Raw genomic sequence first — 25,189 nt, forward strand, 5'->3', positions numbered from 1 at the left:
AGGCGATGCGCTCCGCGGCGGAGGGACCCGCCAGCCATGCGGCCGCGAGATACAGCGCCCGGCCGCCGTCCAGGGGCCGCACCGGCAGCAGGTTGAAGAGGCACAGTGACAGATGGGCTCCCGCCGCCACCCAGGCGTGGGCGCCCCCCAGAACCAGCGCGCACAGCAGATTCACTGCTGGCCCCGCCAGCACCGCCGCGATCTCCCCCGGATAGGACAGGCGGGCGGCGGAAGTCATCAGCTCCGCCCCAAAGACGCTGACCTGCAGCTCCCGCACCCGGGCCCCCAGCAGCCGCAGCACCAGCAGGTGTCCCAGCTCGTGGAGCGCCGCGGCGGAGAGGATCACCGCCAGCAGCTGCCAGCCGTTCACCAGTGTGAACCAGGCCGCCAGCAGCCAGAAGCCGCCGGAAATCCGAATCCGGTCACGCCAGCGAGACATAGTAGATGGGATTTAGGTACTGGCTGCCCTCGTGGAGCTCGAAGTGCAGATGAGGCCCGGTGGCCACGCCGGTCTCCCCCACCTCTGCGATCACGTCCCCCTCCTTCACAGAGGCGCCTGAGGAGGCGATAATCCGGCTGCAATGGGCATACAGGGTGGAGTAGCCCCCCTCGTGGGCAACGGTGATGTACTTGCCGTAGCTGCTGCTCTCCCCCACGGCGGTGACGGTACCGTCGGCAAAGCAGCCGATCTCCGTCCCGGCGGCGGCGCCGATGTCAATACCATAGTGGAACCGCTCCTCTCCCTCCACCGGGTGCTCCCGGTAGCCGAAATCAGAGGTGAGGGTGCCCATCACCGGGGTGCAGTAATCAAAGCCCAGCAGGGCCTGTTCCAGGCACACGTTGTCCGGCAGGTTCTGGTCGGAGTAGAGGACGTAGGCCAGGGTAGACGCCTCCGCCGCGCCCTGGGATGCGGTTTCCGCAGTCTCCGCTGTCTGATCGGCCTCTGCTGTCTGCGCGGTCTCTGCCGTCTGGGATGCTGCTGCGGGCAGATCCAGCCAGCCGTCGCTGCTGCCGGTCCCGGTCCGGAAGGCCCGCAGGGGCGCGATGGCCGCAGGAAGCTGGAGAGACACCGCCTCTCCCCCTGCCGGGGCTGACACCTCCACGGCGGAATCCTCCTGAGGGTCGAACACCGCCTGATACATATCCTGAAGGGCTACGTCCACATCCGCTTCGCCGCTCACGGCCCGCCCCACAGCGGAGAACACGGCCTGCACATCGATGTTCTGTTCCAGCATTCCGGTGAGCTTGGCATTCACCTGGGCCATGCGTCCCGGCAGCAGGAGCTTCACCGCCACCAGCAGCACAAAGATGCTGCCGCAGGCCACTAGCTGGATCAGATGCCGCCGCTCTCCCGGAGTCAGAGTTTCCCGTTTTCCCCGCTGGACCCTGTGCGGCGCAGCCGGGGTACTCCGCCGCCGCCTTTCCGCCGCCCGATGCTGGGACGAGACGGTGCCGATCCGCCGCCCAACGTGCCGTGCCGCCATGACGCTCCCTCCCCTGTCGGAATCTATTCCAAACTCTATGCGCCGACCGGGCGGGATATGCGTCTTTGGGAATCGTCTGCCCCCGCCGAAAAAGAGACCGGGAAGGGGCTCCCTTCCCAGTCTCTTGCACTTGCCCGCTTTGCGGGGCGTTATCCCAGCAGGCCCAGCATCGCCGCACACAGGGCCGTCCTGTCCCGGATGGAGGGGATGCGCACCCGCTCTTCCGTGGTGTGGATCTGTTCTGCGATGGCGGAGAGGGCGTCCACCGTGGGGACGCCGTAAGTGGAGAGATAGGCCCCGTCGGTGGCGGCGGGGTCCGCGATCTCCTCCGGCTCCCAACCCAGCAGCTCCGCCGCCTCTGCCGCCCGGAGATAGGCGCTGTGATTGGCGGCGTTCCGCTCCATGGCGGGGAACAGCGTCCGGTAGGTGACCTGCACCTGGCAGCCCTCCACCGTCACCTGGTCCGCCATGCTGTCCAGCCTGGCCTGGATCACCGGGAAGTCCGCGTTTTCCGGAATCCCGGCCACGCAGAACTCCCCCCGGGCCTCTCCGGCCACCACGCCGTTGGGCCGTCCGCCGGAGATGGGCGCCACATTGTAGTAGATGCCCTTCTCATAGTCGTTGAAGCTGTATAGCCGGATGATCTGGTGAGCCAGCTCCAGCACGGCGCTGCGGCCCTCCAGATACGCCTTGCCCGCATGGGCCTCCCGCCCCGCCACGTCGACGGTTCCCAGAATCACCCCCCGGCGGGATGTGACAAACCGGGGACGTCCGTCCCGCTCCCGGCCGCCCTCGAACACCAGGGCCAGAGTCGCGTCCTGCGCCTCCCGGGCGTAGACCTTGCGGCCGGACCGGGAGCCGGTCTCCTCGTCACAGGTGAAAAGGTACGTCAGCTCCCAGGGGGGCAGCAGGCCCGCCTTTTTCAAAATCAGCGCCCCGAACAGGGAGATAAGGACGCCGCTCTTGCAGTCCCCGGCCCCCAGGCCGTGGGCCCACTCCCCTTCAATATGAAAGTGGTGCTTTTCCGCAAAGCCGGGGCCGAACACCGTGTCCAGGTGGGCGGCCAGCAGCACCTTTCCCCGGGGCTGTTCCGGCCGCACCCGGGCCACCAGATGGGTCCCCAGACCAGGCTCCGTCACCCGCTCTGTCCGGGCCCCCAGCTCGGAGAGCACCGGCTCCAGCAGCCCGGTCACGGCGGCGTTGCCCGCCTCATTGCCGGTGCCGCTGTCGATGGCGCAGATCTGTTCCAGCAGCGCCAGCTGGCGGGGCAGCATCTCCTCCGCCCCGGCCCGGACGATCCGGGCCAGTGTCTGTCTCTTGGCATCCTCCATCGGCCGTGCCTCACTCCGCCAGCAGGTCCACCATGACCTCCGCCGGATCGAAGGCGGCGTCGATCATGCCCACCTTCTGGAGCCAGTCGATGTTCTCCTGCCACACGGACACGTCCTGGGACAGGAAGGGCGCGTCGGCCGTCTCCATGATGGGCAGCAGCACATCAAAGCTTCGCCGTTCCACGGACTCCGTCAAGGGGAAGTTCTCCTCGTCCTGGTTGGCCAACAGGAGCCCCAATGCCTCCTCCGGGTCCGCCTGCATATCGGCAAAGCCCTTCTGACAGGCCCGCAGGAACCGAGTGTACTTGTCCCGGTTGGCCTCCAGCTGGTCCTCGCCGGTCACCAGCATCAGCGCGTAGTAGTTGGGTACGCCGTAGTCCATGACCTCCATGTAGTCCACGGCGAAGCCCTCCTCCTCCAGTGCAGGAACCTCGTGGTTGATGAAGCAGCCGAAGGTGGCGTCCACATTTCCGGTGGTCATGGCGCTCATCAGGTCAAAGCCCACGTCGATCAACTCCACGTCATCCAGCGTGGCGCCCACAGTCTCCAACATCTGGCCCACCGCCACCTCGCCGAAGCGGGTGCCGGAGTAGCCGATGGTCTTGCCGATCAGGTCCTCCGGGGTCTTGATGTTTTTCTCCGCCAGGGCACAGACGATGCTGATGGGCTGCTGGACCACAGCTCCCAGCACCTTCACCGGCACGTCCTCATTGGCCCTGGCGATGATGGTGTCCTCCTGATAGTAGAAGCCGATATCCGCCCGGCCCGCCGCCGTCATGGTCAGGGGATCGCTGGCGTTAGAGGGGAACAGGATATTCACCTGCAGGCCCTCCTCCGCAAAGTAGCCCTTCTCCTCCGCCTCGTAGAGGAAAGCATGGACGGCGTTGGGATACCAGTCCAGCACCACGTCGATGGTCTCCAGCTCTCCATCGTCCTGCCCGTCCGCCGTGTCCCCGCTTCCGCCGGAGGAGCAGCCGGTGAGCAGCAGAAGCGCCGTCAGCAACAGCGCAAGTTTCTGTTTCATCATCAATCTTCCTTTCTTTATAAACTGGATCCAGGTGATTCCTGCGGGGCCCGCCCCGCAGGTTTCAGGACTCTCCCCTCCAGCGGACGAACCGCTTTTCCAGCAGGTTCACAACGGCCACCGCCAGGATGGCCGCCGCGGACAGCAGCACAATAGGGGCGAACACCCCGGCGCCGTCCAACTGGGTCATCATGCGGCGGGAGAAGTAGCCCAGGCCGCTCTTGGCCCCCAACCACTCGCCGATGGCCGCGCCGATGATGCTCATGGGCACCGCCATCTTGACGGCGGAGAAGAAGTATGGCAGGGCGCAGGGCACCTTGATCTTCAAAAAGATGTCCTTCTTCGTGGCACCGTAAGTCTCCAGCAGCTCCGCCATCTCCGTCTTGGCGGAGCGGAGCCCGTCGTACACTGTGATGGTGATGGGGAAAAAGGTGATGAGCACTGTCACCAGCACCTTGCTCCAGATGCCGTAGCCGAACCACAGCACAAAGAGCGGTGCGATGGCGGTGGTGGGAATGGTCTGGGACACCACCACGATGGGATAGATCATCTTGCGGACCAGGTCGCTCTCGTCCATCACCACCGCCAGGGCCAGGCCCAGCACCAGAGAGATCCCCAGGCCGATGGCCGTCACCAGCATGGTGGCGGGCAGATGAACGGTGAAGAGGACATCCCGCAGCTCCCACAGCTTCGCCAGGATCTGGGTGGGAGACGGCAGGATATAGGCCGCGTCTAATCCCATGGCCCCCGCCTGCCAGAGAATCAACAGGGCGAAGAGAAAAATCATGGCAGGTAGATTTGCTTTACAGGTCTTTTTCATGGGGTCACCTGCTTTCGCAGAAGGTCGATGAGATGCTCCTTCAGCTCCACCATCTCCGGCAGTTTGAGGCAGGAGCGGTCCCGCGGGAAGGACGCGGGGACCGGAATCTCCGCCAGCTCCCGGATGGGGGTGCGCTCCACCACCAGCACGCTGGAGGAGAGGAACAGCGCCTCCTCCACGTCGTGGGTGATGAAGAGGATGGTCCTCTTGTGCCGCTGCCACTGGTCCAGCAGCCACTCCTGCATGGAGATCCGGGTGAGGAAGTCCAGGGCGGAGAAGGGCTCGTCCAGCAGCAGCAGGTCGCAGCCCGTCAGCATGGTGCGGGCAAAGGCCGCCCGCTGCCGCATCCCGCCAGAGAGCTCGTCTGGCATCTTGCTGCCGCAGCCGGCAAGTCCCACGTCGGCCAGCGCCGCCTCCGCCCGGTCCCGGCGCTCCGCACGGGTCAGCTCCCCCTGGATCTCCAAGGGCAGCGCCACATTTTCTCCCACGGTTCGCCAGGGGAACAGCAGGTCCTTCTGGGGCATATAGCCGCAGTAGTGCTTGCGTCCCACAATGGACTTCCCCTCCACCAGAATGGTCCCCGCCTTGGGCTTTAGCAGTCCGTTGGTCATGCGGAAGATGGTGCTCTTTCCGCAGCCGCTGATGCCGATGATGCAGTGGAAGGAGCCGGGTTCCACGGCAAAGCTCAGGTGGTCGATGATATCGAAGTCCTCGCTGGGGTACTGATAGGAGACGTTCTGAAATTCCAGCATGGTCATCGCTCCAGCGTCCAGGCCATCTCCCAGAAGCCCAGCTCATACCGGCTGCAGTTGACGAAGATCTCCTCCAGCCGCTGGTATTCCGCCTCCGTGCAGCTCTCCGCCAGGGTGTCCATCAGCTCCACCAGTGCGTCGTTGGTTTTCTGGTAGTCCTCCCCCGCGTAGCTGCGGATCCACTCGCCGTAGAAGGGGTGGTCCGCCGCGCCGGGGATGGCCGCCAAGCGCGTGCCGATCTCCGCATAGCTCCAGGAGCAGGAGAGGATGGCGGCGATGATCTCCGCCGGCCCGCCCGCGGCGGCACAGGAGAGCATGTAGTGGGTATAGGACAAATTGGAGAGGGCCGGCTGGACAGAAAACACCTGCTCCTCCGTGATGCCCAACCGAGCCATGTAGGCCCGGTGGACCTTCATCTCCCCGCCCAGAATCGCGTCCACATTGGCGGAGAAGGTCCGCATCAGGCCGGGGTCCCGGGCCTTCACTACACCGTAGGCGAACACCCGGGCGTAGTCGAACAGGTACAGATAGTCCTGCAGCAGGAACCACCGGAACTTCTCCAGGTCCAGGCTGCCGTCTCCAATCCCCCGGACAAAGGGATGGTCATGGCACTGCTCCCAGATGGGATGGGCGGCCTCGTACAGCCGCTGTGTCGTTCTCATTCGTATTCCTCCTATCCAATGGCCGGTCCGCCCCATGCAAAAAGGCGGGGTCCCCTTTGGGACACCCCGCCTTCGCTCCAATCCTATCTCTTCCGTGCGGAAGAGACTCCGCACGAATAGCTTGTGCTGCGTCCCTACGTTGGCATTACCCACATCAGGTCAGGTCGAGGGACCGGCCCCTCATCTCAGCCTCCTCGCGGAAGCTCCCTTGCACGTTTTATTGTAAAAGCCCGTCTTCTTTTTGTCAATAAATTTTTCCCGGTTTTCGGTAAAAATCCCGCATTTACACCAGATGCCGCTCGATCTCCTGCCGGGTGGGCAGGGAGGGGATCGCCCCTCTGCCCTGAACACAGAGCCATCCGCTGACGTTGCCGTACTCCAGCGCCTCCTGCACCAGCGGCTCCGTCAGCTGCTCCGCCTGGGTGACACCCCGGAATCGCATCTGAGACAGCATTCCGCCCCAGAAGGCGTCTCCGGCGCCGGTTGCATCCGCGCAGTAGGCCCGCCGACCCGGGACAGCGAGGCGCCGCCCCCGGAAATATCCTCTGGCACCCTGACCGCCCAGGGTCAGCACCACCAGCGTCAATCCGTACCGCTCCATAAGGGCGGGCAGCTCCGCCTCGCCCCCCAGCATATCGGCCTCCTCCTCCGAGATCTTCAGCAGATCCACGTCCGGCAGGATCTCCCGCACCTTTGCGGCGCAGGCCTCCTGACTGCCGTTCCACATCATGTCCCGGTAATTCACATCAAAGCTCACCAGCCTGCCCATCTCCCGACCCAGGTGCAGGGCCTTGGCCGTGGCCTCTGCCGCCGGGGAGGCGGAGAGAGAACACGACCCGGCGTGGACGATCACCGTGTCCCGGATGTCCGCCTCCCGTACGTCCTCCTCCCGAAGGAACATATCCGCCCCAGGCTTGCGGACAAAGGTGAAGCTCCGCTCCCCTTCCTCCGTCAGAGAGACAAACGCCATGGTGGTGACCGCCTCCCGGCAGGGCTCCCGCCGGATACAGCGCACCCTGTTTTCCCGGAGGGTGCCCAGCAGGTACCGCCCGAAGTCGTCATCCCCCACAGAGCAGCACATGGCCGCCTCCAACCCGTTCCGGGCGGCGGCGATGGCCACATTTGCAGGGGCGCCCCCGGCGTTTCGAATATAGCTTCCGGGCTCACTGCCCGGCAAAAAGTCAACTAGCATCTCGCCAACGCTGTAAAGGTCCACCAGTGGTCCTCCTTGTCTGAGGTGGTTTTGCAATCATTCGCATCGATTATTAAACCATTTCCAGCGTTCAATGTCAATCGTTTAGCTGATGTTTTTATAGGAGAAAAATGTACTTTTTGTGGGATTTCCGATATTGCGGCAAGCCGCCCCGGGAAATCACCCGTTTTGAAGAGGTAGCTCCCCCGAGAAGATCCGGGCGATCCCGCCGCAGGCCGCCCCCAGAAGCGCTCCCTCCCCCAGGAAGCGCGGCTTTCTCACCAGGACTCTGCCGCCCCCATCCGCTGGGCGCAGGCGGGCAATGGCGGATTCCAGATCCGCTACGTGCCGGTCGGTCCAGCAGAGTCCGTCGCCGCCCAGCAACACCAGTTCGCTGTTCAGCAGATTCAGGGCGCTGGCGATCCCTGCAGCCAGAAAGTCCACGGTCTCCCGGAACACCCGGTCTACTTCCCCGCTGCCGGTTATCCGGCAGAAATCGGCGTAGGAAGCCTCCAGTCCCGTTCGATGATACAGTTTTTTCAGCACCTCCGGCGAACGAACGTACAGCTCCAGGCAGCCACGGCCGCCGCACCGGCAGGGACGGCCACCGGCGCAGATGGTGACATGGCCCAGCCCCAGGGGCCGTCCTCCCCGGCCCCTGCACAGTTGCCCGCCGCTGAGGACCGCGCTGCCCACCCGGTCCCCCAGGCTGACAAACAGCACGTCCCGGCAGTTCCGGGCCCTGCCGAACAGGCTCTCCACCAGCAGAGCGCTCTGGCAGGTGTCCTCCAGGAATACCGGGAGGCCGTACCGCTCCCGGACTGCCGGACGCACGGATTCCGAGGGACACATCTGCTCCCCGCCGGGCCGCCAGGGCAGGTCCGCCGCCAAGCCGATGGCCCGTACACCAGCCGTCCCGGACAGCATCTTGTCCAACAGCCTGAGAGCGGTCTCCCGCCGCACCGCCTCCGGAGCGTCCTTCGGCAGGTCCGTGCCAGCCCGCCGGAATACCCGGAGGTCCAGCCCGCACAGAACACTCTCACAACGGCCCGGGAGGAACGCCACGCCCGCTGCCTTCGGCGCTTCGGGTGAGAGCCGGAGGCGCACGGGGTTCCGCCCCGGCTCCTCGCTGCACACCACCTCGCTCTCTCGCAGGACATCCCCGTCGATCATCTCACCCACGATATTGGAGATGGTCATTTTGCTCAAGCCCGTTCTCACCACCAGATCCCGCCGGGTCCGGCATGCGCCGGTGGCAACCATGCGCAGGACCAATCCGCGGTTGTCCCGCCGGTTGTCTCCGCTGTTTTTTCCCGCTTTCTCCAGCATGACCTGTCCTTTCCCGCGATGCCTGTCAAACCTCCCGTGCCGGAGTTGGCCTCCGGCATTCTTCATTTGTTTACTATATGACGCTCCCAGAGGCCCGTCAAGAAAAACCGCTCCCCCACCCGGAGGAGCGGTATAGGACATCATCTAAATTCTGTCCCATATCACCGTCCCAGCAGGGCAGCCCCGCCCAGCAGCACCCCATAGACTATCGGCTGGTGGAGCATATATACCGGCAGGGACTGCCTGCCCAAGGCACACAGGGGCGGACACCGGAGCGCGTCCGGATCCAGCCGCTCCATCGGCCCGGCCAGCAGGCGGCGGAGAAAATGCCCCGCCAGGAACAGGAACAGCCAGGGCAGCAGGGAGAAATAATCCGTGGAGAAAAAGTCCGGCGGCGGAAATCCTATGTACGCCGTCAGCAGATTACGGTAAAGTCCCTCCGGTACCGTTCCCAGCGTCCAGTCCTCAAATCCCAGCGTCCCCTGGTTCACGTTCCGCAGCAGGGTGAACAAGGCCGCGCTGGCGGCGAGGCCCACCCCCACAGGTACGTGCCGCAGCAGTTTTTCCAGTGGGACCATCAGCAACATGCAGGAGCCGATCAGCGTCAGCACGCCGAACCAGATCTGCTCCTCCGGCATGAAGAGCACCGTCACCAGCGTCACCACCCAGCCGCAGCCGAACACCGTCAGTCCCCTCCGGAGGGGCCGCCGCCCCAGGCTGAAGCAAAATCCGGAGAGGAGGATAAAGGTCCAGCAGATGCTCTGCTGCCAGATGTACGCGCCGGTGCCCCGGTACCAATCCCAGTCCGCGTGGAACAGATACACCAAGTCCCAGCAGGCGTGATAGGCGATCATGCTCACCAGCGTCAGGCCCCGCAGGGCATCCAGGGAGGCGATCCGCCTTCTGGGCCGGACCAGTGTCCGAGTCCCGCTGTCTGCTGCCATCTTCCGCTCCTCCTCTCCGGCGACCGGCGGAACCGGTCGTCTATCTCACTCCGGGGTCAGCCCCGGTGCTCCCGCCGGTACTCCGTGGGGAGCTGTCCCGTCACATCCTTGAATGCCCGGGTGAATTTCCCCTGGCTCTCGTAGCCCACGGCGGCCGCGATGGCGGCGATGCTCCCGCCGCTCTCCCGCAGCAGCTCCATGGCCCTGCGCACCCGGTACTCTTTCATATAGGTGGCGATGGGCAGGCCGTACACCGCCTTGAACACCTCCTTCAAGGTGGAGGTGTTCAGCAGATACCTGTGGGAGAGCTCCTCAATGGTGTACCGCCGGTCCAGGTGCTCGGTCAGCAATGCGTGGATCTCCTGGATACGCGCCGTCTGCTGGGAGCCGTACCGGGTCAGCTCCCGCCCGCCGGACTCCAGCCCCTCCAAATACAGCAGCAGCTCCTGGAGCTTCAGCCGGAGATAGGGCAGCCGCCGCATCTCCGGCTGCCGGTACAGGGGCCGGAAGATCTCCTCCAGCTCCGGTCCCGCCGGAAGGGCGAAGGTCCCGCCTCCGCAGAATTTTTCCGCCAGCCTCTCGGCCTGGAAGTCCGCCTCCGCCAAGATGGGGGGCGGCGACTCCGCCAGATGGGTCAAATCCACGCAGATCATCAGCCCCGCGTACATCTCCGCCGGGAAGTGCATCACAGAATCCGCGCAGCAGTCCGCACTGTGGAGGGACAGATCGCCCTCCCCCAGATAGACCGACATGCCGTCCCGCAGGTCCCAGCCCACCCGGCCCAGCCGGCAGTGGTTGATCTCCAGCGTGGACCGGGCCGCCTCGTGCCGGAAGGCGGCATAGGTGCCCAGGACCGTGTTGAAGGACGCCTCCACTCCCGGAAAGACCGGGTAGACCTCCATCCGTCCCCGTCCATCCGTCTCTCCCTGAAATGTCCCGGTGAACAAAACCCCAGGTTCGGCCGCAGAGCGCCCCACGATCTCCATAGTCCCCTGCGGCAGCTCCGCCAGAGCCATCCGCAGGCAATCCGCTTGCTTCATTCCGCCGCTCCTTCCCACCTCACGCCGAGGGGCAGGCAATCTCCACCATCGCCTCAATCATGTGGTGCAGCAGCTGGGCCCGCTCCGTCTCGGCAGCCTTATAGTAGACCTCTTTCCCGTCCCGCCGGCTGACGATCAGGCCGCCGGCCTTCAGCTGCTTCAGGTGGTGGGACACCGCCGGGGAGCTCATCTCCACCATGGAGGAGAGGTTGATGACGCACTCTTCACAGTGGCACAGCAGCCAAAAAATCCGGATGCGGCTGCCGTCCCCCAGCTGTTTGAAGATGTCAGCCACTGTCTGGAAATCGTCCACGCTGGGCATCTGTTCTAGCTCCCGCTCCATGGACTGTCCATGGTCGTGGGGCAGCTTCTTTTCTTCCATCGGTCGTCCCTCCTTCTGGTTTTGTATTCTACCACACCCCGCGCCATTCTGGAAGAGCGAAAATATGCCGCCCCGCATTGGCCCAATCGGAAGGAGTTTTTGCCCAATCGGAAGATTCTCTCCCTCCCCCGTTGACTTGGGGGGCCGCCCCGTGTATGATAAGACCATAGATTAAATAATTGCTTAATCGTTTTGCTCAATTGCTGAAGGGAGACTTTTATATGAAAAAAACCTATAAGATCGATGTGGACTGCGCCAATTGCGCCAACAAGATGGAGGAGGCCGCCCGGAAGACCGAAGGCGTCCAGAGCGCCACCGTGAACTTCATGGCGCTGAAGATGATCGTGGAATTCGCGGAGGGGCAGGACCCCAAGGCCGTGATGGAGCAGGTCCGCAGAAATTGCAAAAAGGTGGAGGACGACTGCGAAATCTACCTGTAAGCGCGTTTTTCAGGAAAGCACCCCCTCCGGAGGCGGGGTGTTTTCTTTCCCAAAACAATTAAACGTTTATTGAATTATCAGCCGCACGGAGCGGCTCAGATCGGAAGTGAACCTCATGAATAAAAAGCAGAAAATCATGCTGATCCGCATTCTGACAGCGGCGGCCCTGCTGGCTGTCCTGCATGTTCTCCCCGTCACAGGCTGGATGCGGTTTGGGCTGTACCTGATCCCCTATCTGATCGCAGGTTACGACATCCTGCGAAAGGCCCTGAAGGGCATCCAAAACCGCCAGGTGTTCGACGAGAACTTCCTGATGGCCGTGGCCACTGTGGGCGCCATTGCCCTGGCCCTGTACGAGCGGAGCGGGGATTACACCGAGGCCATCGCCGTCATGCTGTTCTATCAGATCGGCGAGTGGTTCCAGAGCTATGCAGTAGGCCGGAGCCGCCGGAACATCAGTGAGCTGATGGACATCCGCCCGGACTACGCCAACGTGGAGCAGGACGGGAAGCTGGAGCAGGTAGACCCGGACGAGGTGTCCATCGGCACCGTTATTGTGGTCCAGCCCGGCGAGAAGGTTCCTATCGACGGCACTGTGGTGGAGGGCGCCTCCACCCTGAATACCGCCGCCCTCACCGGCGAGTCCCTGCCCCGGGAGGTCCGGGAGGGGGACGAGATCATCAGCGGCTGCGTCAACATGACCGGGCTGCTGAAAATCCGTACCACCCGGGAATTCGGCGAGTCCACGGTGTCCAAGATCCTGGACCTGGTGGAGAACGCCTCCTCCCGCAAGTCTCGGTCGGAGGACTTCATCTCCCGGTTCGCCCGGGTGTATACCCCCGCCGTGTGTTTCGCCGCCCTGGCCCTGGCCATCCTGGTCCCTCTGGCCCGGACGCTCCTTCTGGGCCTGCCCGCCGGCTGGAGCGTCTGGGTCTACCGGGCCCTCACCTTCCTGGTGGCCAGCTGTCCCTGCGCTCTGGTCATCAGCATCCCTCTCAGCTTCTTTGCCGGCATCGGCGGGGCCAGCAACGCCGGCGTACTGGTAAAGGGCTCTAACTATCTGGAGACTCTGTCCCAAACCAAAACGGTGGTCTTTGACAAGACCGGCACCCTGACCCAGGGCGTGTTTGAGGTCAACGGCATCCACCATCATGAGATGGAGAACGAGAAGCTGGTGGAGTACGCCGCTCTGGCGGAGAGCGCTTCCAGCCACCCCATCAGCAAAAGCCTGCAGCGGGCCTATGGCCGGGAGATCGACCGCAGCCGGGTGACGGATGTTCAGGAGATCAGCGGCAGCGGCGTCATCGCCAAAGTGGACGGCGTGGAGGTAGCCGCCGGCAACGACAAGCTGATGGACCGGCTGGGCGTGCCGTACATCCCCTGTCACAGCGTAGGCACCATCATCCACATGGCCGTCGGCGGGAAGTATGCCGGACATATCGTCATCTCCGACGTGGTGAAGCCCCACGCCCGGGAGGCTGTCCAGGCGCTGCGGTCCGCCGGTGTTCATAGGACCGTCATGCTCACCGGCGACGCCAAGCCGGTGGCAGACCAGGTGGCCCAGTCCCTGGGCATCGATCAGGTTTACGCCGAGTTGCTCCCCGCCGGAAAGGTGGAAAAGGTGGAAGAACTGCTGCTGGACAACTCTGAGCGGGGAAAGCTGGCCTTCGTGGGGGACGGCATCAACGACGCCCCGGTCCTCAGCCGGGCGGATATCGGTATTGCCATGGGCGCCATGGGCTCCGATGCCGCCATCGAGGCCGCCGACGTGGTCCTGATGGATGACGATCCCGCCAAAATCGCAAAGGCCATCCGGATCTCCCGCAAGTGCCTGCGGATCGTCTATGAAAACATCGTCTTTGCCATCGGCATCAAGCTGGCGTGTCTGGTGCTTGTGGCCCTGGGGTTCGCCAATATGTGGCTGGCCATCTTCGCCGATGTGGGTGTGATGATCCTGGCAGTGCTCAACGCCATCCGTGCGCTGTTCGTCAAAAAGCTGTGAACGCGGAAAGCGCCCCGTCCAAGGCTGCACGGGCATGTCCCGGAGTCCGGCGGCAGAGCCCCAGGCAAAGGCAGCCCTCCGGTCAAGCGTGAAGGGACCAAATCCGCACAAAAACCCGGCGCCGGGAATTCCCGGCGCCGGGTTCTGTATGTACAGACCAGGTCAAAATGCAAAGAGTAAATGTCATTTCAGTAAAATTGAACACGGCCATGACGTTCCCTGCTTATTGGTGAATAGCCTGGAATTCCGTAGGGAACTGCAGCTTATGTGATCACAAGATTTTCAAATCATGTGTTCTTTTCTTTCCTGGTGTTTTCAAACACCCAGAATATAGCGCCCAGAATCACAATCCCACCAATTATGGAGCTTTTGCTCAGGGTCTCTCCCAAAAAGGCATAGCTGAACACGGCAGTGAACACAACACCGGAATACTGATAGATGCTGACCTCAGAGGCCGGGGCCTGCTGATAAGCGTATGTCAGGAAGAACTGTCCCCCTGCCGCAAAGACGCCGATCAGCAAAAGCATCACGAATACCTTTGGAGACGGAATCACCAGATTCGGCAGCATCATCAGTCCTGCGCAGACCGTACTCAGTGCGGAAAAGTGGAAGATAATCGCAGATGGGTGCGTGAAATTTTTACAGTAGGACAACATGGTGTAAGCCATGCCGGATACCACCGCTGCCAGCAAAGCCGCCAGAAGCGGGAACGGGTTGGAGTCGAAGGACGGCTGCATGGCGATATATGCGCCCACAAGACACAGGATCGTTGAGGCGATCTTGACGGGAGTGATCTTCTCCTTCAGGAAAATACCGGCGAGCAGTGTGACAAATACCGGAGATGCCCGGTTCAGCATAGCTACATCCGCTTGGCGGGCGTGACCGGCCGCATAGAAGAAGAGCACGATCCCCAGAAAGCCGAAGAACGACCTTCCCCAAAGCGCCCAGCCTCCTCGTTTGATCTCCTGAAAAACCTGCAGGTTTTCCCGTCGGACCATAACAGCTGCAATAATCAGGCTGACAAGATTGCGGAAGAAGGTCTGCTCAAATGTCCCCACCTCTTCAGAGCTCAATTTGACAAATACCTGCATGATGGAAAAGGACAGCGATGAGACCAGCATCAAATATATAGCTTTGGTTTTTTTGTTTTTCGTAATCAGTCTCTCCTTTTATATGGCAACATACAGCGTGGCCGTCTGCACGGGAAATCAGCGCAGACGACCGGAATACACTTCCGGTCGTCTGTTCCGATCCCACCCGGGGCCTGCGCAGCAGAAATCAATAGTCGCCGTTGTAACTGGTTCCGTGGGGCGTTGTCCAGCTATAATCTCCCAGCTTTTCCGCCTTTGTCTCCTCGCCGTTGGCCACACGCAGAAGCAGCTCGTAAAGCTCGCGGCCGCTTTCTTGCAGGCTCAGTTCCCCATACAGCATGGGAGCTGCGGAGTAGTCGATCATGTCCTCCAGCGCCGTCGCAGTCTGGGGGTTGCCTGTGATCTTGATGGTCGTCATACATGCGTTGCCGATGGGGTTGCCCCGCCCAGTGGTGAAGAGGCAGATATGGCATCCGCTCATGGCCAGCGTGGTGGACGCATAGGCATCATTGGCGCCCTGTGCCTGGTTGATGCCCCAGGCTCCCGCGCCGGGGACCGGATCACCGCAGTCCAGGATCCCCAGGATCCGGCGATGTCCCTGGGTTTTGAAGCTGCCCAGGTTCTTCTCGGTCATAGTGGTCAGTCCGCCCGCCTTATTGCCGGGAGTGGGATTGACCTGGGAGAGGCCCTTACCGCCTCTGCGGGTGCAGTCCTCATTGAAGAAATCTCCGATATCCATCAGGCGCATGCCGATCTCATAAGAAGCCGCTGTGGTGGGATAGCCGCCGCGGCCACAAACCTCCACCGCTCTTCCGCCGGCGGACAGGTGCATATCGATTGCCTCACCCACCACCGGATTGGCGGACAGGCCGCTGGTCCAGTCAGATCCGCCGTTATAGCCGCCGATAATCAGTCCGCTGAGGGGGCAGGGTTCGCGCTTCTGGGCCTCTGCCTGCCGCTTCAGATCCTCCACAGCTGCAATCCCGTCCTGGATGGCCTTGGTGACACCGCCGTCCGCCTGGATGCTGATATTCACCACCGGCCGGCCAGTCTTACGGATCTCCTCCGCCACATCTTCAGGATCTGTCTGCTGGCACCCCAGGGACAGCAGTACCACGCCAAAGGTGTTCGGGTGCGTGCCGGTTGTGATGAATCCTCTGCGGGTCCGCTCAAAGCGATCCGGAAACTCACCGCAAGCCGCATCGACAAACGTGGCGGGGACATTGCAGGCAGCAGAGATCCGCTGCGCCGCATTGTTGGAGCACTGAACCAGAGAGATCACCACCACCTGGTTCCGGATCCCAAAGGAACCGTCTGCCCGCTTATAGCCCATGATCGTCTCCGGCAGGCCCAACTCTTCCTTTTTGTATTTATGGTGGATCGTGTAATCCATGGCATCCGGTGCCATGGAGCGATAGTAAGCACGCTGTTCCCGGTTGATTTCCTCAAAGTCATCGTAAACATTGTGCTCATGTACCCAGTCTCCCTTTTTGATGAACTGGGTGGCCACGCCGATATGTACACCATACTTGATGATCTCGGCTCCTTTTTCGATATCAGTGCGGGCGATTTTGTGCCCCTCTTTGATATATTCGTTGGCCGTGATCTCCTCACCAGCCACTAGTGTGCACTCACCCGCCTGGATAGGCTCTACGGCAACTGCGACGTTGTCGCTCTCCTCAATCAGCATGCTTTTTTTGTACATTCCCATTCTTCCACTCCTGAGAATTCTTTTTGCATTACCATCGGATTCATCCGGCTGTAAACATTATTGACTGCAAGCTCTACTGAACGCCTCTGAAAAAACTTTTCAGCAAAGCTTTACCTGAATGTCCGCAAAGCCGTAGCTGTCCAGATGCTTCCGGATCTTCTCAACAGCTTCCTGTGCACTGAGGTTGTCCATAGGCACTACCTCTATACGGCATTTACCGGACGCCGGGACAATCGTTTTACTTCCCTCTCCGCTATATCCAATATCTAGGTCCACCACGTTCAGAGCTTTGGCTCCATTTTGGCACAGCCCATCCACAAGAACCGTCTCATTCTCGTTTTTCATGGTTCCAAGCGCCCAAACCAGGCGCCATGCGGCACTGGGAACGATTGCTGCGCTCATAGAGTGCACATCGCTGCTTAAAATTTGAAGGCTCAGCTCCACCTGGATGGCATTTTGAGTGTTTTCCATGTCTGTTTCCTCCTCTTCTCTCAATCAATCCATCGTTGCAAAGTTTTGGAACACCAGCACACTGAGTTTGGCACCCTTGATATAGTGGTCGAGATCCACAGACTCATTCGGAGCATGAGCGCGGCTGGCATCATCCATACAGCCGTAATGTACAATGGGGATTCCTGTGGCTTTGACGACCCGCGCCATCCCACAGGAGCCTGGAATCATGAGATGCACATCTGCAGGCATTCCATAGACCTCAGCCACATCCTTAATAACTGCCTTGGCCAACAGAGAGTCGGGTTTGCCTCGATAAGGCAACGTAGAATGGCCTTCGATGATCTCCAAATCTTCAAAGCCATGGGCATCCAGGTGATTTCGCAGTTGCCGCATCAGTTCTTCCGGTTCCTGATTGGGAACTGTGCGAATATCCATTTTCACCGCAGCACTCTTGGGCATGCCAGTAACCGGATCGATTTCCCGGAAGTACAATCCCTGAATATTCATAGACGGCTCTGTGTACAGCTTTTCTTTCAGAGCATTACCGGTAAGATCACGGACAAAATGATCGATGCCATTCATCTTCTTCATGGCCTCTTCATCATAGTCATTATTCAGGACAAAATTGCGCTCATACTCAGTCAAGGGAGCAATGCTGTCATCAAAATGGTCTACGGTAATATAGTCATCTGCATTCTTCATGGAATTCAGCGCCCAAATAAGTCTCCATACAGGATTGCTGTGATTCTTGGGTTCCTTACAGACAATCTCAAACGTGGTAACGCCCTTAACGCCCATGTGCACTACAAGAGGGCCATTGACCACCTTGCTTCCACCTTCCCAGATGATACCATCAGATTGGATCTTTTCCGGATTATCCCGAATGAAGTCCATCAAATGAGGCGATCCAATCTCCTCTTCGCCTTCCGCCACAAATTTAATGTTGATCGGGAGCTTTCCTAGCACCTTCTGATAAGCATCCACAGCAATATAGCGTGAAAGCAGGCTTCCCTTGTTGTCACTGGAACCACGTGCATACAGCCGTCCGTCAATAATGGTAGGCTCAAAAGGCGGTGTATTCCACTGTTCATAAGGTTCAGGAGGAACCACATCGTAGTGGTTGTACAGTGTCAAGGTACGCTCGGCGCCATTGTCAATCATACCATAGACAAAAGGGTTCCCTCCTGTTTCAATCAGTGTGCCATTGCCACCCAATTCAGTGATGGTTTGGCGAATCATCTCCGCCATTTCACGCATTCCCCAATTCTGTGCCGAGACACTGGGCTGTGCGCAATATTTCTTCAGCAGATCGATGTATTCCTGCTCATGTTCGTCAATATACGCCCATACTTTCTTTGCATCTTCGTTTACCATATAAATTCCTCCTTAAATATTATTAAAGCTAGTGGACAATTGCTATTTGGATCCATTCCGCTTTCAACTTTTAGATACCGCTTTGCTGGGGTCTTCTCCCCTCAGAAATGTGCGAATATCATCATTGAGCGCCTTGATGTTTTCTTCGCCGATGTAGAGCATATGGCCGGAGGGATATCCCTTGATAAAAGTTCGGTCTTTAGGAAGGTAGGCATGATTTATCAGATAATATGCCATGCCGATCTGCGTACAGACATCATACCATCCGCTGGCAAAAAAGACTCGCATACCAGGGCATCGCCGCATGGCGGAAGAGAGCTGCTGACCAGATAGGCGATCATATGTCTCCCGGACAAAACGGTCGCCATGTAGGGCCGCACTTGGAACAAAATCCCCCTCAAGATGGATATTGAGTGCAGGGAATAGCTCTCCACAAAGGGCCGCGTGGAAATATGGACCATATTTGGCAGTAGCAGGATCATCTTTTACTGTGGAGAAATTGGTTCCCATTTGGCTAGTAAACCGTGGAAGTGTTATTCGACCATCATATCTTGAGAGATGTTCTCCTTTTTCCCTCAAGATCTGCGTTACCATATCTTCTTCCCGGAAACGCAGCAGATGCTCGTCCAAATATGCTTCAGAAATGCCGGTATAAAATGCTGTCCTGCGGAGAATATCTGCATACTCTTCCGGAGAAAGATCATTTCCCCTGAAGAGGGCAAGCAGATAATCCCTCTCAGCGAACGCACGGGCCTCCCCCACAAAAGTTTCTAGCGATTGCTGCGTAGGATGGCGGTGATACCAGTTGAGAGCTGCCGCCGTAGGAAACGCCAAGACGGAAAGTTCGGTGGGAATATCCTGATTGAAATATCTTCCCGTAGTTATGGAGTTTCCAATCAAGATCAGCCCATCAAATGCCATGGAATAAGATCTCTTTTTCCCGCCGCCTGACGCAATTCCCGCAGCTACCGCCGAACGGATGCAGCCATAGCTTTCTCCCAGTAAATATTTAGGGCTCATCCATCGGCTGTATTTTGTCAGCCAGCAGGAAATAAAGGTGAGCAAAGCTTCAGCGTCCGGCTCAATAGCTAAGAACTGATCCGCGCTCTCGGCATCCAGCAACAGTCCATACCCAGTGGCTACCGGGTCCACCACTACAATGTCCGCCACATCCAGTAAGCAGTTAAAGTTATCTATGACTTCATATGGCGGCAGTGTAGAGGGCTGGTTGCAATCATCCATATATTTCAGCCGCTTTGTTCCAAGAAACCCTACATGGACCATCATAGAAGAAGCGCCAGGACCGCCATTAAATCCAAAAATAACAGGTCGATTCTTTCGATCTTTGACATCAGTCCTAATATAGGAATAGGAAAAAATGCTTGCAATAGGTTTTCCCGCGTTGTTGTAGAAGACATTGTCTTCACAAACGGTTTGGTAAGGGACTTCTTTACCGTTTATTTCAATACTTCCCTGAGACAGAAAGCGTTCTGGCTTGAAATTCTCAAATGACGCGGTTTTATACATGGCATCGAACATTGCATTTCCCCGCCTTTCTGAAGTTTCTTCGTGCTATAAAATGTTTATCTATACGCCTTCTGCCACTCTGCTACACGCCACAAAATGTTTCTCTCCAACTGGTACAAGGGGCTGCTCCTGTTCGAAGCACTGCGGTGCTGCGTGGGGACAACGATGAGCAAAACGGCAGCCCGGCTTTGGATCAACGGGACTCGTCACTTCACCTTTGAGTACCTGAATCTCCGATTTCTTTTTCAAATTCGGCTCCGGAATCGCAGAGAGCAATGCTTTGGTATAAGGATGTTTTGGATGTTCAAAAAGTTCAGCTTTTGGCGCTCGTTCAACGCATTTCCCCATGTACATCACCATGATTTCATTGGAGATATGTTTGACCACGCTTAAATCATGAGTAATGAACATATACGTCAAGCCGAAATTATCCTGAAGGTCCATCAAAAGATTCAAAATCTGAGCTTGAATGGAGACGTCTAGCGCGGATACCGGCTCATCACATACAATAAACTTCGGATTTACTGAAAGTGCTCGGGCAACGCCAATTCGCTGTCTGCGTCCGCCATCCAGTTCGTGGGGATAGGAGTGGGATAACCGCTTAGCAAGCCCTACAATGTCCATCAGTTCTTCTACCCTCTGGTATAGCCCCTGTTTATCATGAGCATACATTTCATTGATAAGCATAGGTTCAGCAATCAGTTCCTGAACAGACATTCGTGGATTCAGGCTGGAATAGGGGTCCTGGAAAATCATCTGCATCTGTGTGTACAGTTGACGTTTTTCTCCTTTTTTTAACCTCAAAATATCCTCGCCCTTATAGAGCACTTCGCCGGAGGTCGGTTCATGAAGACGCAGGATAGCCCGCCCCAGTGTTGACTTTCCACAGCCGGATTCTCCTACAACTCCAAGGGTTTCTCCTTCTTCTATCGTCAGGTCTACATCATCTACCGCATGAAGCATCCCTTTGGAGACCTTAAAGTACTTTTTCAAATGCCTTGTCTCAACTAATGTGCTCACCGCATTGCGCCCCCCTTCCCGGTTTCATCTTTCTCTCCTGAAAATAGAATGCATTTGATGCGATGCGTCCCCTCTTCATATACACCGGGCTTTTCTTGCTGGCAGGCCTCACAGGCATGCGGGCAGCGCGGGGCAAAGCTGCACCCCTTTGGCAAGGCTGTGGGGTCTGGCATAAGGCCTTCAATAGGAGAGAGCCGGTCGGTTTCAGAGTCCAGTTGTGGAATAGAACCAAAAAGGCCTACGGTATACGGATGGTGTTTTTCTCCTTCATAGATGTCCTGCAACGTTCCAGACTCTATAATCTCTCCTGCATACATTACCGCCACTTTATCGCATACCTGCGCGACCACCCCCAAGTCATGCGTAATGAGGATCATAGAGGTTTTCAACCGATCTCTCAGGTTTTTCATCATAACAAGCACTTGGGCCTGAATCGTTACATCCAGAGCAGTAGTGGGTTCATCAGCAATCAGAAGTTCCGGTTCACAGCAAAGCGCAATGGCAATTACCACTCTCTGTTTCATGCCACCTGAAAACTGGTGGGGATAGTCCTTTTTCCGGGCAGCAGGAATGCCCACCATTTCCAGGCACTCATCTACCCGCTTATGCAAATCTGCAGAGGACATTTCTTGATGGTTATGGAGCATCAAAGCCTCATAAATCTGATCCCCCACTGTCTGCGTGGGGTTTAAGGCCGTCATCGGGTCCTGGAAGATCATAGAAATTTTTTCACCGCGAATATCGCACATTTCATTGTGGCTCAAGGCCAGAAGATTTCTCCCTTTAAAAAGGATATCCCCATTGGTGATATGTCCCGTGCGATCAGGCAAAAGCTGTAGAATCGACAGTGCCAATGTGGTCTTTCCGGCGCCAGTCTCTCCTACCAAGCCCAGCGTCTCTCCTTCTGCAAGGTCTAAACTTACTCCGTTTACCGCTCTCACTGTCTCCAGATCCGTCTTGTATATGACTTCCAGATCGTTGATTTTCAATAAATAATTTTGATTATCCATCTCTTTGCCTCCCGTCAATCCCTGATCTTCGGGTCCAATGCATCCCGGAGGCCATCACCTATCAGATTGATAGACAGCGCAGTAATCACCAAAGCAATGCCGGGGATATACAACAGCCACGGAGCAATCCGCATATACTCGCGGGCACCCGCCAAAAGATTGCCCCACTCTGGTGCCGGGGGCTGAATACCCAATCCTAAGAAGCTCATGGATGCACATGTAATGATCAAACGGGATGCATTCACTGTGGTATCCACGATAATGGGGCCCAATGCATTTGGAATGATATACTTCACAATAATCCGCAGGTCACTGGCGCCATGGCATCTGGCAGCCTCAATATAATCCGCTCCAGATACACTCATTATTGCCGAACGCACCAGCCGAACTGTTCCCGGGATCTGTCCGATGGTCATTGCAATCAAAAGGTTTACAAGATTTGCACCCAATGCGGCGACAATACATAGCGCCAGCATCAGTGATGGGATACACATGAGGACATCCAGCAAACGCATAATGATATTGTCCAATGTCCCTCCGTAATATCCAGAAATACCCCCCAGAATACTGCTGATAAGCAGGGATACTAAACTGATGATAATTGCCAGCGAGATTGAATACCGCGAACCATGTATCACACGGGCAAACATATCTCTTCCCAGGTTGTCCGTACCAAAAAGGTGTTCCATACTGGGTTTTTGCAGCGATGCACCCTTTATCTGCGTAATCGCTGCAGAATATGGTGTAATAGCATCTGCAAAGATGGCGACCATACATAAAATCAAAAATATGATAAGGCCTGCCATAGCGATCTTGTTTTTCTTGAAGCGTCGCCAAACCTCCCAGATCTGGCTGTTGCCTCTCCGTTTTTTTGTCTGTTCAGAACATATAAGCTTTTTCACGGTCATCCCACCTTATTTGGTATACTTTGCTTTCACCCGAGGATCAATGTAAGCATAGAGGATATCAATCGCCAAGATTACAATGCAGAACATAGTTGCCATGAAAAGCGTAGAGCCCATCACCACCGGCACATCTTTATTGCGAATTGCAGATACCAGATACGCACCTAAGCCAGGGATCACGAAAACGCTCTCTGTGACCACAGAGCCTCCCAGCAAAGATTTAAAATTGTTTCCGATAACAGTGATGACTGGTAACAGTGCATTTTTTAGCGCATGGCACCAAATAACACGCCGCTCCTTCGCGCCTTTAGCTCGTGCAGTCCGGATATAATCTGATCGGATCGTTTCCAACATAGTAGATCTCGTTAAGCGCATCAATGGCGCAGAGTTGCACAAAGTCAATGCCAGACAAGGTAAAATATAACCTCTCCAAGTTTCAACTCCATTGATTGGGAACCATGTGTTCTGCATGGCAATCCAGACCAGAAGAGACATTCCAATCCAGAAACTCGGGACTGCAGAAAACAACATGGAGAGTACAGAGCAAATATAATCAACAATGGAATACTGTTTAACAGCTGACAAAATACCTACGGAAATACCAACCAATGCTGTAAATATCATAGATACCGCTGCCAGTGTTATAGTCCGAGGAAGCCGAGACATAATTTCACTGGTAACAGATAACTTCGTAGTCCAGGAAGTTCCGAAATCAAAATGGAACACCACATCTTTAATATAATTGAGGTACTGCGTTAAAAAAGGCTGATCATATCCAAGTTCGTGGTTAATCTCATCCACAACTTCTTGTGTGGCTGTTCCACCGGTCATAATCTCTCCAGGGTTTCCTGGGGTAAAATACATAATTGTGAAAATTAGCAAAGAAACGCCAAATAGAATTGGAATGATGAGGAGTAATCGCTTAATAATATATTTCCACATGCCGTTTTCCTTTCTTTAGCCCCATGAATCTAGAGCTTGGAGGGCAGGCAGGATGCCCTACCCACCCTCCAGATCTTTTTGCTGCTGTTTTGCAAAACCTTGCGAGTCAAATTATTCCCAATACATATCCTCGTAGCGTACGACCGACTGCGTGGGATACGTTCCACCAACATGCAAGCCCTTAGCATAGATCATATCGGCCGCCTGAGAATAAATCCAAATAACCGGAACCTCATCGGTAATAATGCTCCAAATCTCATCAAATTCTGTTTGCCGCACTTCAGGTTCTAGCTCGGCAGCTGCTACAGTCATCTTATTAATCAGATCCTGATTGATATAACGTGCCATATTACTAGCACCGATAGACTCTTCGGTATAGTAGGTATTATACATGCTGGCATCTGCCATGCAGTTATTGAACACGACGCCTACTGTAAAGTTGCCGCCTCGGACCTCGCTAAGAACAACTCCAGATTCCATGATATTGAACTCAACATTGATTCCCAGTTCCGCCCAACATGCCTGAACAACTTCCATGATGCTCTTACGATTTTCGGCAATAGTGGCCACAACCGTCGGGATTCCTTCTCCATTGGGATAACCAGCCTCGGCCAGCAGATCCTTGGCCTTTTCAGGGTCATAGGTGTAGTGCGTGATGGTATCCGCAGTAGAGAAGCCCACCGTCTTATGACCAAGATAAGCGCATTCGGCAGGAGACGCATCGCCATTTGCAGTCACTTCAATGAGCCAATCATAGTCAATGGCATAGGCCAGAGCCTTACGGACCAGCTTATTATTGAAGGGTTCAATCTCGTTGTTGATAACAATGGATCCCACTTTTTCAAAGTCGGTCTTCTCCACTATAATATTGTCCAGAGACTTTAGAAGCTCCATATTGGATGAAGGGACTGTAGTATGGGGCTCAATTAGATCAATGTCACCAGCCTCGATAGCCATGGCGCGGGCATTGTCATCAGTGATAATCTTTCCATACCAATGCTTAATGGCAGGTTCACCTTTATAGAAATCAGAAAATGCTTCGAATTCAATGGACACACCGTCTTCGTAAGAGACAAATTTGTACGGTCCGGTGCCATCTATATTCATCTGATACTCTTCATCTGTATGTCCCGCAGCCAGATACTCTTCGTAATAGCTCTGATTATGGATGAAGAGCGTCTTCGCCATAATGGCCAGGAATGCTGTGTAGGGGGTATTCAGATAAATATTGACTTCACTATCATTTAAAGCTTCCGCACCATCGCAATATTGCCAGTCGGTCTGCGTGAAGCTAGACTCCATGCAACGATTTACAGAAAAGACCACATCTTCTGCAGTCATAGTATCTCCGCTGTGGAATTTTATGTCATCCCGTAATTTAAACGTGTAAGTCAAGGCATCATCCGAAATCGTCCAACTCTCTGCCAAGTTGGGAACAACATTCCAATTCTCATCGAAATCAACCAGGGTAGACATACATACGTTTCCCAGCATCTGGTTTACGGCCAAGTTAGAGGAAACCGGATCCAGTGTCGTTACGTTCCCGCCTAAAGAAACTGTAATGCTGTCTTTCTTCCCAGACTCATTCGTCTGTGTAGCATTGTTTCCACCGCAAGCAGTTACAGTTGCCAATGTGCACATGCACAGTAGCATGGCGAAAAATCTTTTCATCTTTCGCATACGTTTCTCTCCTTTAGAAGTTTATTTACAACTACCGATCTGCATATCGGGAATTGCTAAACTAAGATTCCCCC

At 56.8% G+C, this 25,189-nt stretch carries 24 protein-coding genes and 1 riboswitch; of the genes, 2 read left to right on the forward strand and 22 right to left on the reverse strand.

The genetic code is table 11. The annotated features are described in order from the left end of the window. From HMPREF1546_RS15025 to HMPREF1546_RS15080, 12 genes are all read right to left on the reverse strand, one after another. Window positions 1-439, reverse strand: a 439-nt coding sequence (locus HMPREF1546_RS15025; protein WP_021752085.1) for a peptidase M50, incomplete at its 3' end; no start/stop codon positions are given. Beyond that, window positions 423-1,484 (reverse strand): M23 family metallopeptidase, encoded by a 1,062-nt coding sequence (locus tag HMPREF1546_RS15030; protein ID WP_021751258.1) that lies wholly within the window; start codon window positions 1,482-1,484, stop codon window positions 423-425. The genes HMPREF1546_RS15030 and HMPREF1546_RS15025, both read right to left, overlap by 17 nt. Before the next feature lie 149 nt (window positions 1,485-1,633). After that, window positions 1,634-2,815, reverse strand: coding sequence for a M20/M25/M40 family metallo-hydrolase (locus HMPREF1546_RS15035; protein ID WP_021751259.1), 1,182 nt, complete (start codon window positions 2,813-2,815; stop codon window positions 1,634-1,636). 10 nt (window positions 2,816-2,825) lie between these two features. Beyond that, on the reverse strand, window positions 2,826-3,839 hold the full coding sequence (locus HMPREF1546_RS15040) for an ABC transporter substrate-binding protein (protein ID WP_326131160.1): 1,014 nt from the start codon (window positions 3,837-3,839) through the stop codon (window positions 2,826-2,828). Window positions 3,840-3,903: 64 nt separating this feature from the next. Next, window positions 3,904-4,659, reverse strand: a complete 756-nt coding sequence (locus HMPREF1546_RS15045; protein ID WP_021751261.1) for an ABC transporter permease — start codon at window positions 4,657-4,659, stop codon at window positions 3,904-3,906. Beyond that, window positions 4,656-5,411, reverse strand: a complete 756-nt coding sequence (locus HMPREF1546_RS15050) for an ABC transporter ATP-binding protein (RefSeq protein ID WP_025545093.1) — start codon at window positions 5,409-5,411, stop codon at window positions 4,656-4,658. Before HMPREF1546_RS15050 ends, HMPREF1546_RS15045 begins: the two co-directional genes overlap by 4 nt. Before the next feature lie 2 nt (window positions 5,412-5,413). Next, window positions 5,414-6,073, reverse strand: a complete 660-nt coding sequence (gene tenA, locus HMPREF1546_RS15055; RefSeq protein WP_021751263.1) for a thiaminase II — start codon at window positions 6,071-6,073, stop codon at window positions 5,414-5,416. A 113-nt stretch (window positions 6,074-6,186) separates the two neighbouring features. Beyond that, window positions 6,187-6,293: riboswitch (TPP riboswitch) on the reverse strand. A 63-nt stretch (window positions 6,294-6,356) separates the two neighbouring features. Further along, complete coding sequence (locus HMPREF1546_RS15060) at window positions 6,357-7,289, reverse strand: carbohydrate kinase (RefSeq protein ID WP_021751264.1); 933 nt, start codon at window positions 7,287-7,289, stop codon at window positions 6,357-6,359. A gap of 156 nt (window positions 7,290-7,445) precedes the next feature. Continuing rightward, a complete protein-coding gene (locus HMPREF1546_RS15065; protein ID WP_036631297.1) occupies window positions 7,446-8,594 on the reverse strand; it encodes an ROK family protein in 1,149 nt (382 codons plus the stop codon). Window positions 8,595-8,755: 161 nt separating this feature from the next. Further along, a complete protein-coding gene (locus HMPREF1546_RS15070) occupies window positions 8,756-9,538 on the reverse strand; it encodes a heparan-alpha-glucosaminide N-acetyltransferase (protein ID WP_021751266.1) in 783 nt (260 codons plus the stop codon). 56 nt (window positions 9,539-9,594) lie between these two features. Then, window positions 9,595-10,578: an AraC family transcriptional regulator gene (locus tag HMPREF1546_RS15075; protein WP_021751267.1), complete on the reverse strand. Its 984-nt coding sequence runs from the start codon at window positions 10,576-10,578 to the stop codon at window positions 9,595-9,597. A gap of 19 nt (window positions 10,579-10,597) precedes the next feature. Continuing rightward, window positions 10,598-10,960 carry a helix-turn-helix transcriptional regulator gene (locus tag HMPREF1546_RS15080; protein ID WP_025544470.1) on the reverse strand — a complete coding sequence of 121 codons (363 nt, stop codon included), beginning with the start codon at window positions 10,958-10,960 and terminating at the stop codon, window positions 10,598-10,600. A 221-nt stretch (window positions 10,961-11,181) separates the two neighbouring features. Between HMPREF1546_RS15080 and HMPREF1546_RS15085 the strand changes: the two genes are divergently transcribed. Together HMPREF1546_RS15085 and HMPREF1546_RS15090 are read left to right on the forward strand one after the other, a co-directional pair. Next, the gene (locus HMPREF1546_RS15085; protein WP_025544472.1) at window positions 11,182-11,400 is read left to right on the forward strand and encodes a cation transporter; all 219 of its coding nucleotides are present in this window, start codon (window positions 11,182-11,184) and stop codon (window positions 11,398-11,400) included. 115 nt (window positions 11,401-11,515) lie between these two features. Beyond that, window positions 11,516-13,402, forward strand: coding sequence for a heavy metal translocating P-type ATPase (locus tag HMPREF1546_RS15090; protein WP_021751270.1), 1,887 nt, complete (start codon window positions 11,516-11,518; stop codon window positions 13,400-13,402). Between the two features lie 287 nt (window positions 13,403-13,689). Here the strand turns inward: HMPREF1546_RS15090 and HMPREF1546_RS15095 are convergent, their stop codons facing one another. The 10 genes from HMPREF1546_RS15095 to HMPREF1546_RS15140 all read right to left on the reverse strand — a co-directional run bounded on the left by HMPREF1546_RS15095 (window position 13,690) and on the right by HMPREF1546_RS15140 (window position 25,115). Continuing rightward, entirely contained in the window at window positions 13,690-14,526 is an 837-nt protein-coding gene (locus tag HMPREF1546_RS15095) for a DMT family transporter (protein ID WP_256264618.1), read from the reverse strand. A 154-nt stretch (window positions 14,527-14,680) separates the two neighbouring features. Beyond that, window positions 14,681-16,198: a UxaA family hydrolase gene (locus HMPREF1546_RS15100; RefSeq protein WP_198016090.1), complete on the reverse strand. Its 1,518-nt coding sequence runs from the start codon at window positions 16,196-16,198 to the stop codon at window positions 14,681-14,683. A gap of 105 nt (window positions 16,199-16,303) precedes the next feature. Further along, window positions 16,304-16,675, reverse strand: coding sequence for a hypothetical protein (locus HMPREF1546_RS15105; RefSeq protein ID WP_036631299.1), 372 nt, complete (start codon window positions 16,673-16,675; stop codon window positions 16,304-16,306). 24 nt (window positions 16,676-16,699) lie between these two features. Then, window positions 16,700-18,031 carry a M20/M25/M40 family metallo-hydrolase gene (locus tag HMPREF1546_RS15110; RefSeq protein WP_021751275.1) on the reverse strand — a complete coding sequence of 444 codons (1,332 nt, stop codon included), beginning with the start codon at window positions 18,029-18,031 and terminating at the stop codon, window positions 16,700-16,702. Window positions 18,032-18,094: 63 nt separating this feature from the next. After that, a complete protein-coding gene (locus HMPREF1546_RS15115; protein WP_021751276.1) occupies window positions 18,095-19,570 on the reverse strand; it encodes a serine carboxypeptidase in 1,476 nt (491 codons plus the stop codon). Window positions 19,571-19,618: 48 nt separating this feature from the next. Continuing rightward, window positions 19,619-20,578, reverse strand: a complete 960-nt coding sequence (locus HMPREF1546_RS15120) for an ABC transporter ATP-binding protein (protein ID WP_021751277.1) — start codon at window positions 20,576-20,578, stop codon at window positions 19,619-19,621. Further along, window positions 20,575-21,588, reverse strand: coding sequence for an ABC transporter ATP-binding protein (locus HMPREF1546_RS15125; protein ID WP_021751278.1), 1,014 nt, complete (start codon window positions 21,586-21,588; stop codon window positions 20,575-20,577). The genes HMPREF1546_RS15120 and HMPREF1546_RS15125 overlap by 4 nt, the downstream gene beginning before the upstream one ends. A 14-nt stretch (window positions 21,589-21,602) precedes the next feature. Further along, window positions 21,603-22,496 carry an ABC transporter permease gene (locus HMPREF1546_RS15130; RefSeq protein ID WP_021751279.1) on the reverse strand — a complete coding sequence of 298 codons (894 nt, stop codon included), beginning with the start codon at window positions 22,494-22,496 and terminating at the stop codon, window positions 21,603-21,605. A 6-nt stretch (window positions 22,497-22,502) separates the two neighbouring features. Continuing rightward, the gene (locus HMPREF1546_RS15135) at window positions 22,503-23,435 is read right to left on the reverse strand and encodes an ABC transporter permease (protein WP_021751280.1); all 933 of its coding nucleotides are present in this window, start codon (window positions 23,433-23,435) and stop codon (window positions 22,503-22,505) included. A gap of 111 nt (window positions 23,436-23,546) precedes the next feature. Further along, window positions 23,547-25,115 (reverse strand): ABC transporter substrate-binding protein, encoded by a 1,569-nt coding sequence (locus tag HMPREF1546_RS15140; protein ID WP_021751281.1) that lies wholly within the window; start codon window positions 25,113-25,115, stop codon window positions 23,547-23,549. Between the last annotated feature and the right edge of the window lie 74 nt (window positions 25,116-25,189).

The organism is Oscillibacter sp. KLE 1745 (assembly GCF_000469445.2).
GTDB classification, from domain to species: Bacteria; Bacillota; Clostridia; order Oscillospirales; family Oscillospiraceae; genus Oscillibacter; species Oscillibacter welbionis.

Excerpts from the sequence above, each read along its gene's own strand:
- HMPREF1546_RS15030 (WP_021751258.1), bottom strand. The coding sequence starts at position 1,484 with ATGGCGGCACGGCACGTTGGGCGGCGGATCGGCACCGTCTCGTCCCAG.
- HMPREF1546_RS15035 (WP_021751259.1), bottom strand. The coding sequence starts at position 2,815 with ATGGAGGATGCCAAGAGACAGACACTGGCCCGGATCGTCCGGGCCGGG.
- HMPREF1546_RS15040 (WP_326131160.1), bottom strand. The coding sequence starts at position 3,839 with ATGAAACAGAAACTTGCGCTGTTGCTGACGGCGCTTCTGCTGCTCACC.
- HMPREF1546_RS15045 (WP_021751261.1), bottom strand. The coding sequence starts at position 4,659 with ATGAAAAAGACCTGTAAAGCAAATCTACCTGCCATGATTTTTCTCTTC.
- HMPREF1546_RS15050 (WP_025545093.1), bottom strand. The coding sequence starts at position 5,411 with ATGCTGGAATTTCAGAACGTCTCCTATCAGTACCCCAGCGAGGACTTC.
- tenA (WP_021751263.1), bottom strand. The coding sequence starts at position 6,073 with ATGAGAACGACACAGCGGCTGTACGAGGCCGCCCATCCCATCTGGGAG.
- HMPREF1546_RS15065 (WP_036631297.1), bottom strand. The coding sequence starts at position 8,594 with ATGCTGGAGAAAGCGGGAAAAAACAGCGGAGACAACCGGCGGGACAAC.
- HMPREF1546_RS15070 (WP_021751266.1), bottom strand. The coding sequence starts at position 9,538 with ATGGCAGCAGACAGCGGGACTCGGACACTGGTCCGGCCCAGAAGGCGG.
- HMPREF1546_RS15075 (WP_021751267.1), bottom strand. The coding sequence starts at position 10,578 with ATGAAGCAAGCGGATTGCCTGCGGATGGCTCTGGCGGAGCTGCCGCAG.
- HMPREF1546_RS15080 (WP_025544470.1), bottom strand. The coding sequence starts at position 10,960 with ATGGAAGAAAAGAAGCTGCCCCACGACCATGGACAGTCCATGGAGCGG.
- HMPREF1546_RS15085 (WP_025544472.1), top strand. The coding sequence starts at position 11,182 with ATGAAAAAAACCTATAAGATCGATGTGGACTGCGCCAATTGCGCCAAC.
- HMPREF1546_RS15090 (WP_021751270.1), top strand. The coding sequence starts at position 11,516 with ATGAATAAAAAGCAGAAAATCATGCTGATCCGCATTCTGACAGCGGCG.
- HMPREF1546_RS15100 (WP_198016090.1), bottom strand. The coding sequence starts at position 16,198 with ATGTACAAAAAAAGCATGCTGATTGAGGAGAGCGACAACGTCGCAGTT.
- HMPREF1546_RS15105 (WP_036631299.1), bottom strand. The coding sequence starts at position 16,675 with ATGGAAAACACTCAAAATGCCATCCAGGTGGAGCTGAGCCTTCAAATT.
- HMPREF1546_RS15110 (WP_021751275.1), bottom strand. The coding sequence starts at position 18,031 with ATGGTAAACGAAGATGCAAAGAAAGTATGGGCGTATATTGACGAACAT.
- HMPREF1546_RS15115 (WP_021751276.1), bottom strand. The coding sequence starts at position 19,570 with ATGTTCGATGCCATGTATAAAACCGCGTCATTTGAGAATTTCAAGCCA.
- HMPREF1546_RS15125 (WP_021751278.1), bottom strand. The coding sequence starts at position 21,588 with ATGGATAATCAAAATTATTTATTGAAAATCAACGATCTGGAAGTCATA.
- HMPREF1546_RS15130 (WP_021751279.1), bottom strand. The coding sequence starts at position 22,496 with ATGACCGTGAAAAAGCTTATATGTTCTGAACAGACAAAAAAACGGAGA.
- HMPREF1546_RS15135 (WP_021751280.1), bottom strand. The coding sequence starts at position 23,435 with ATGTGGAAATATATTATTAAGCGATTACTCCTCATCATTCCAATTCTA.
- HMPREF1546_RS15140 (WP_021751281.1), bottom strand. The coding sequence starts at position 25,115 with ATGCGAAAGATGAAAAGATTTTTCGCCATGCTACTGTGCATGTGCACA.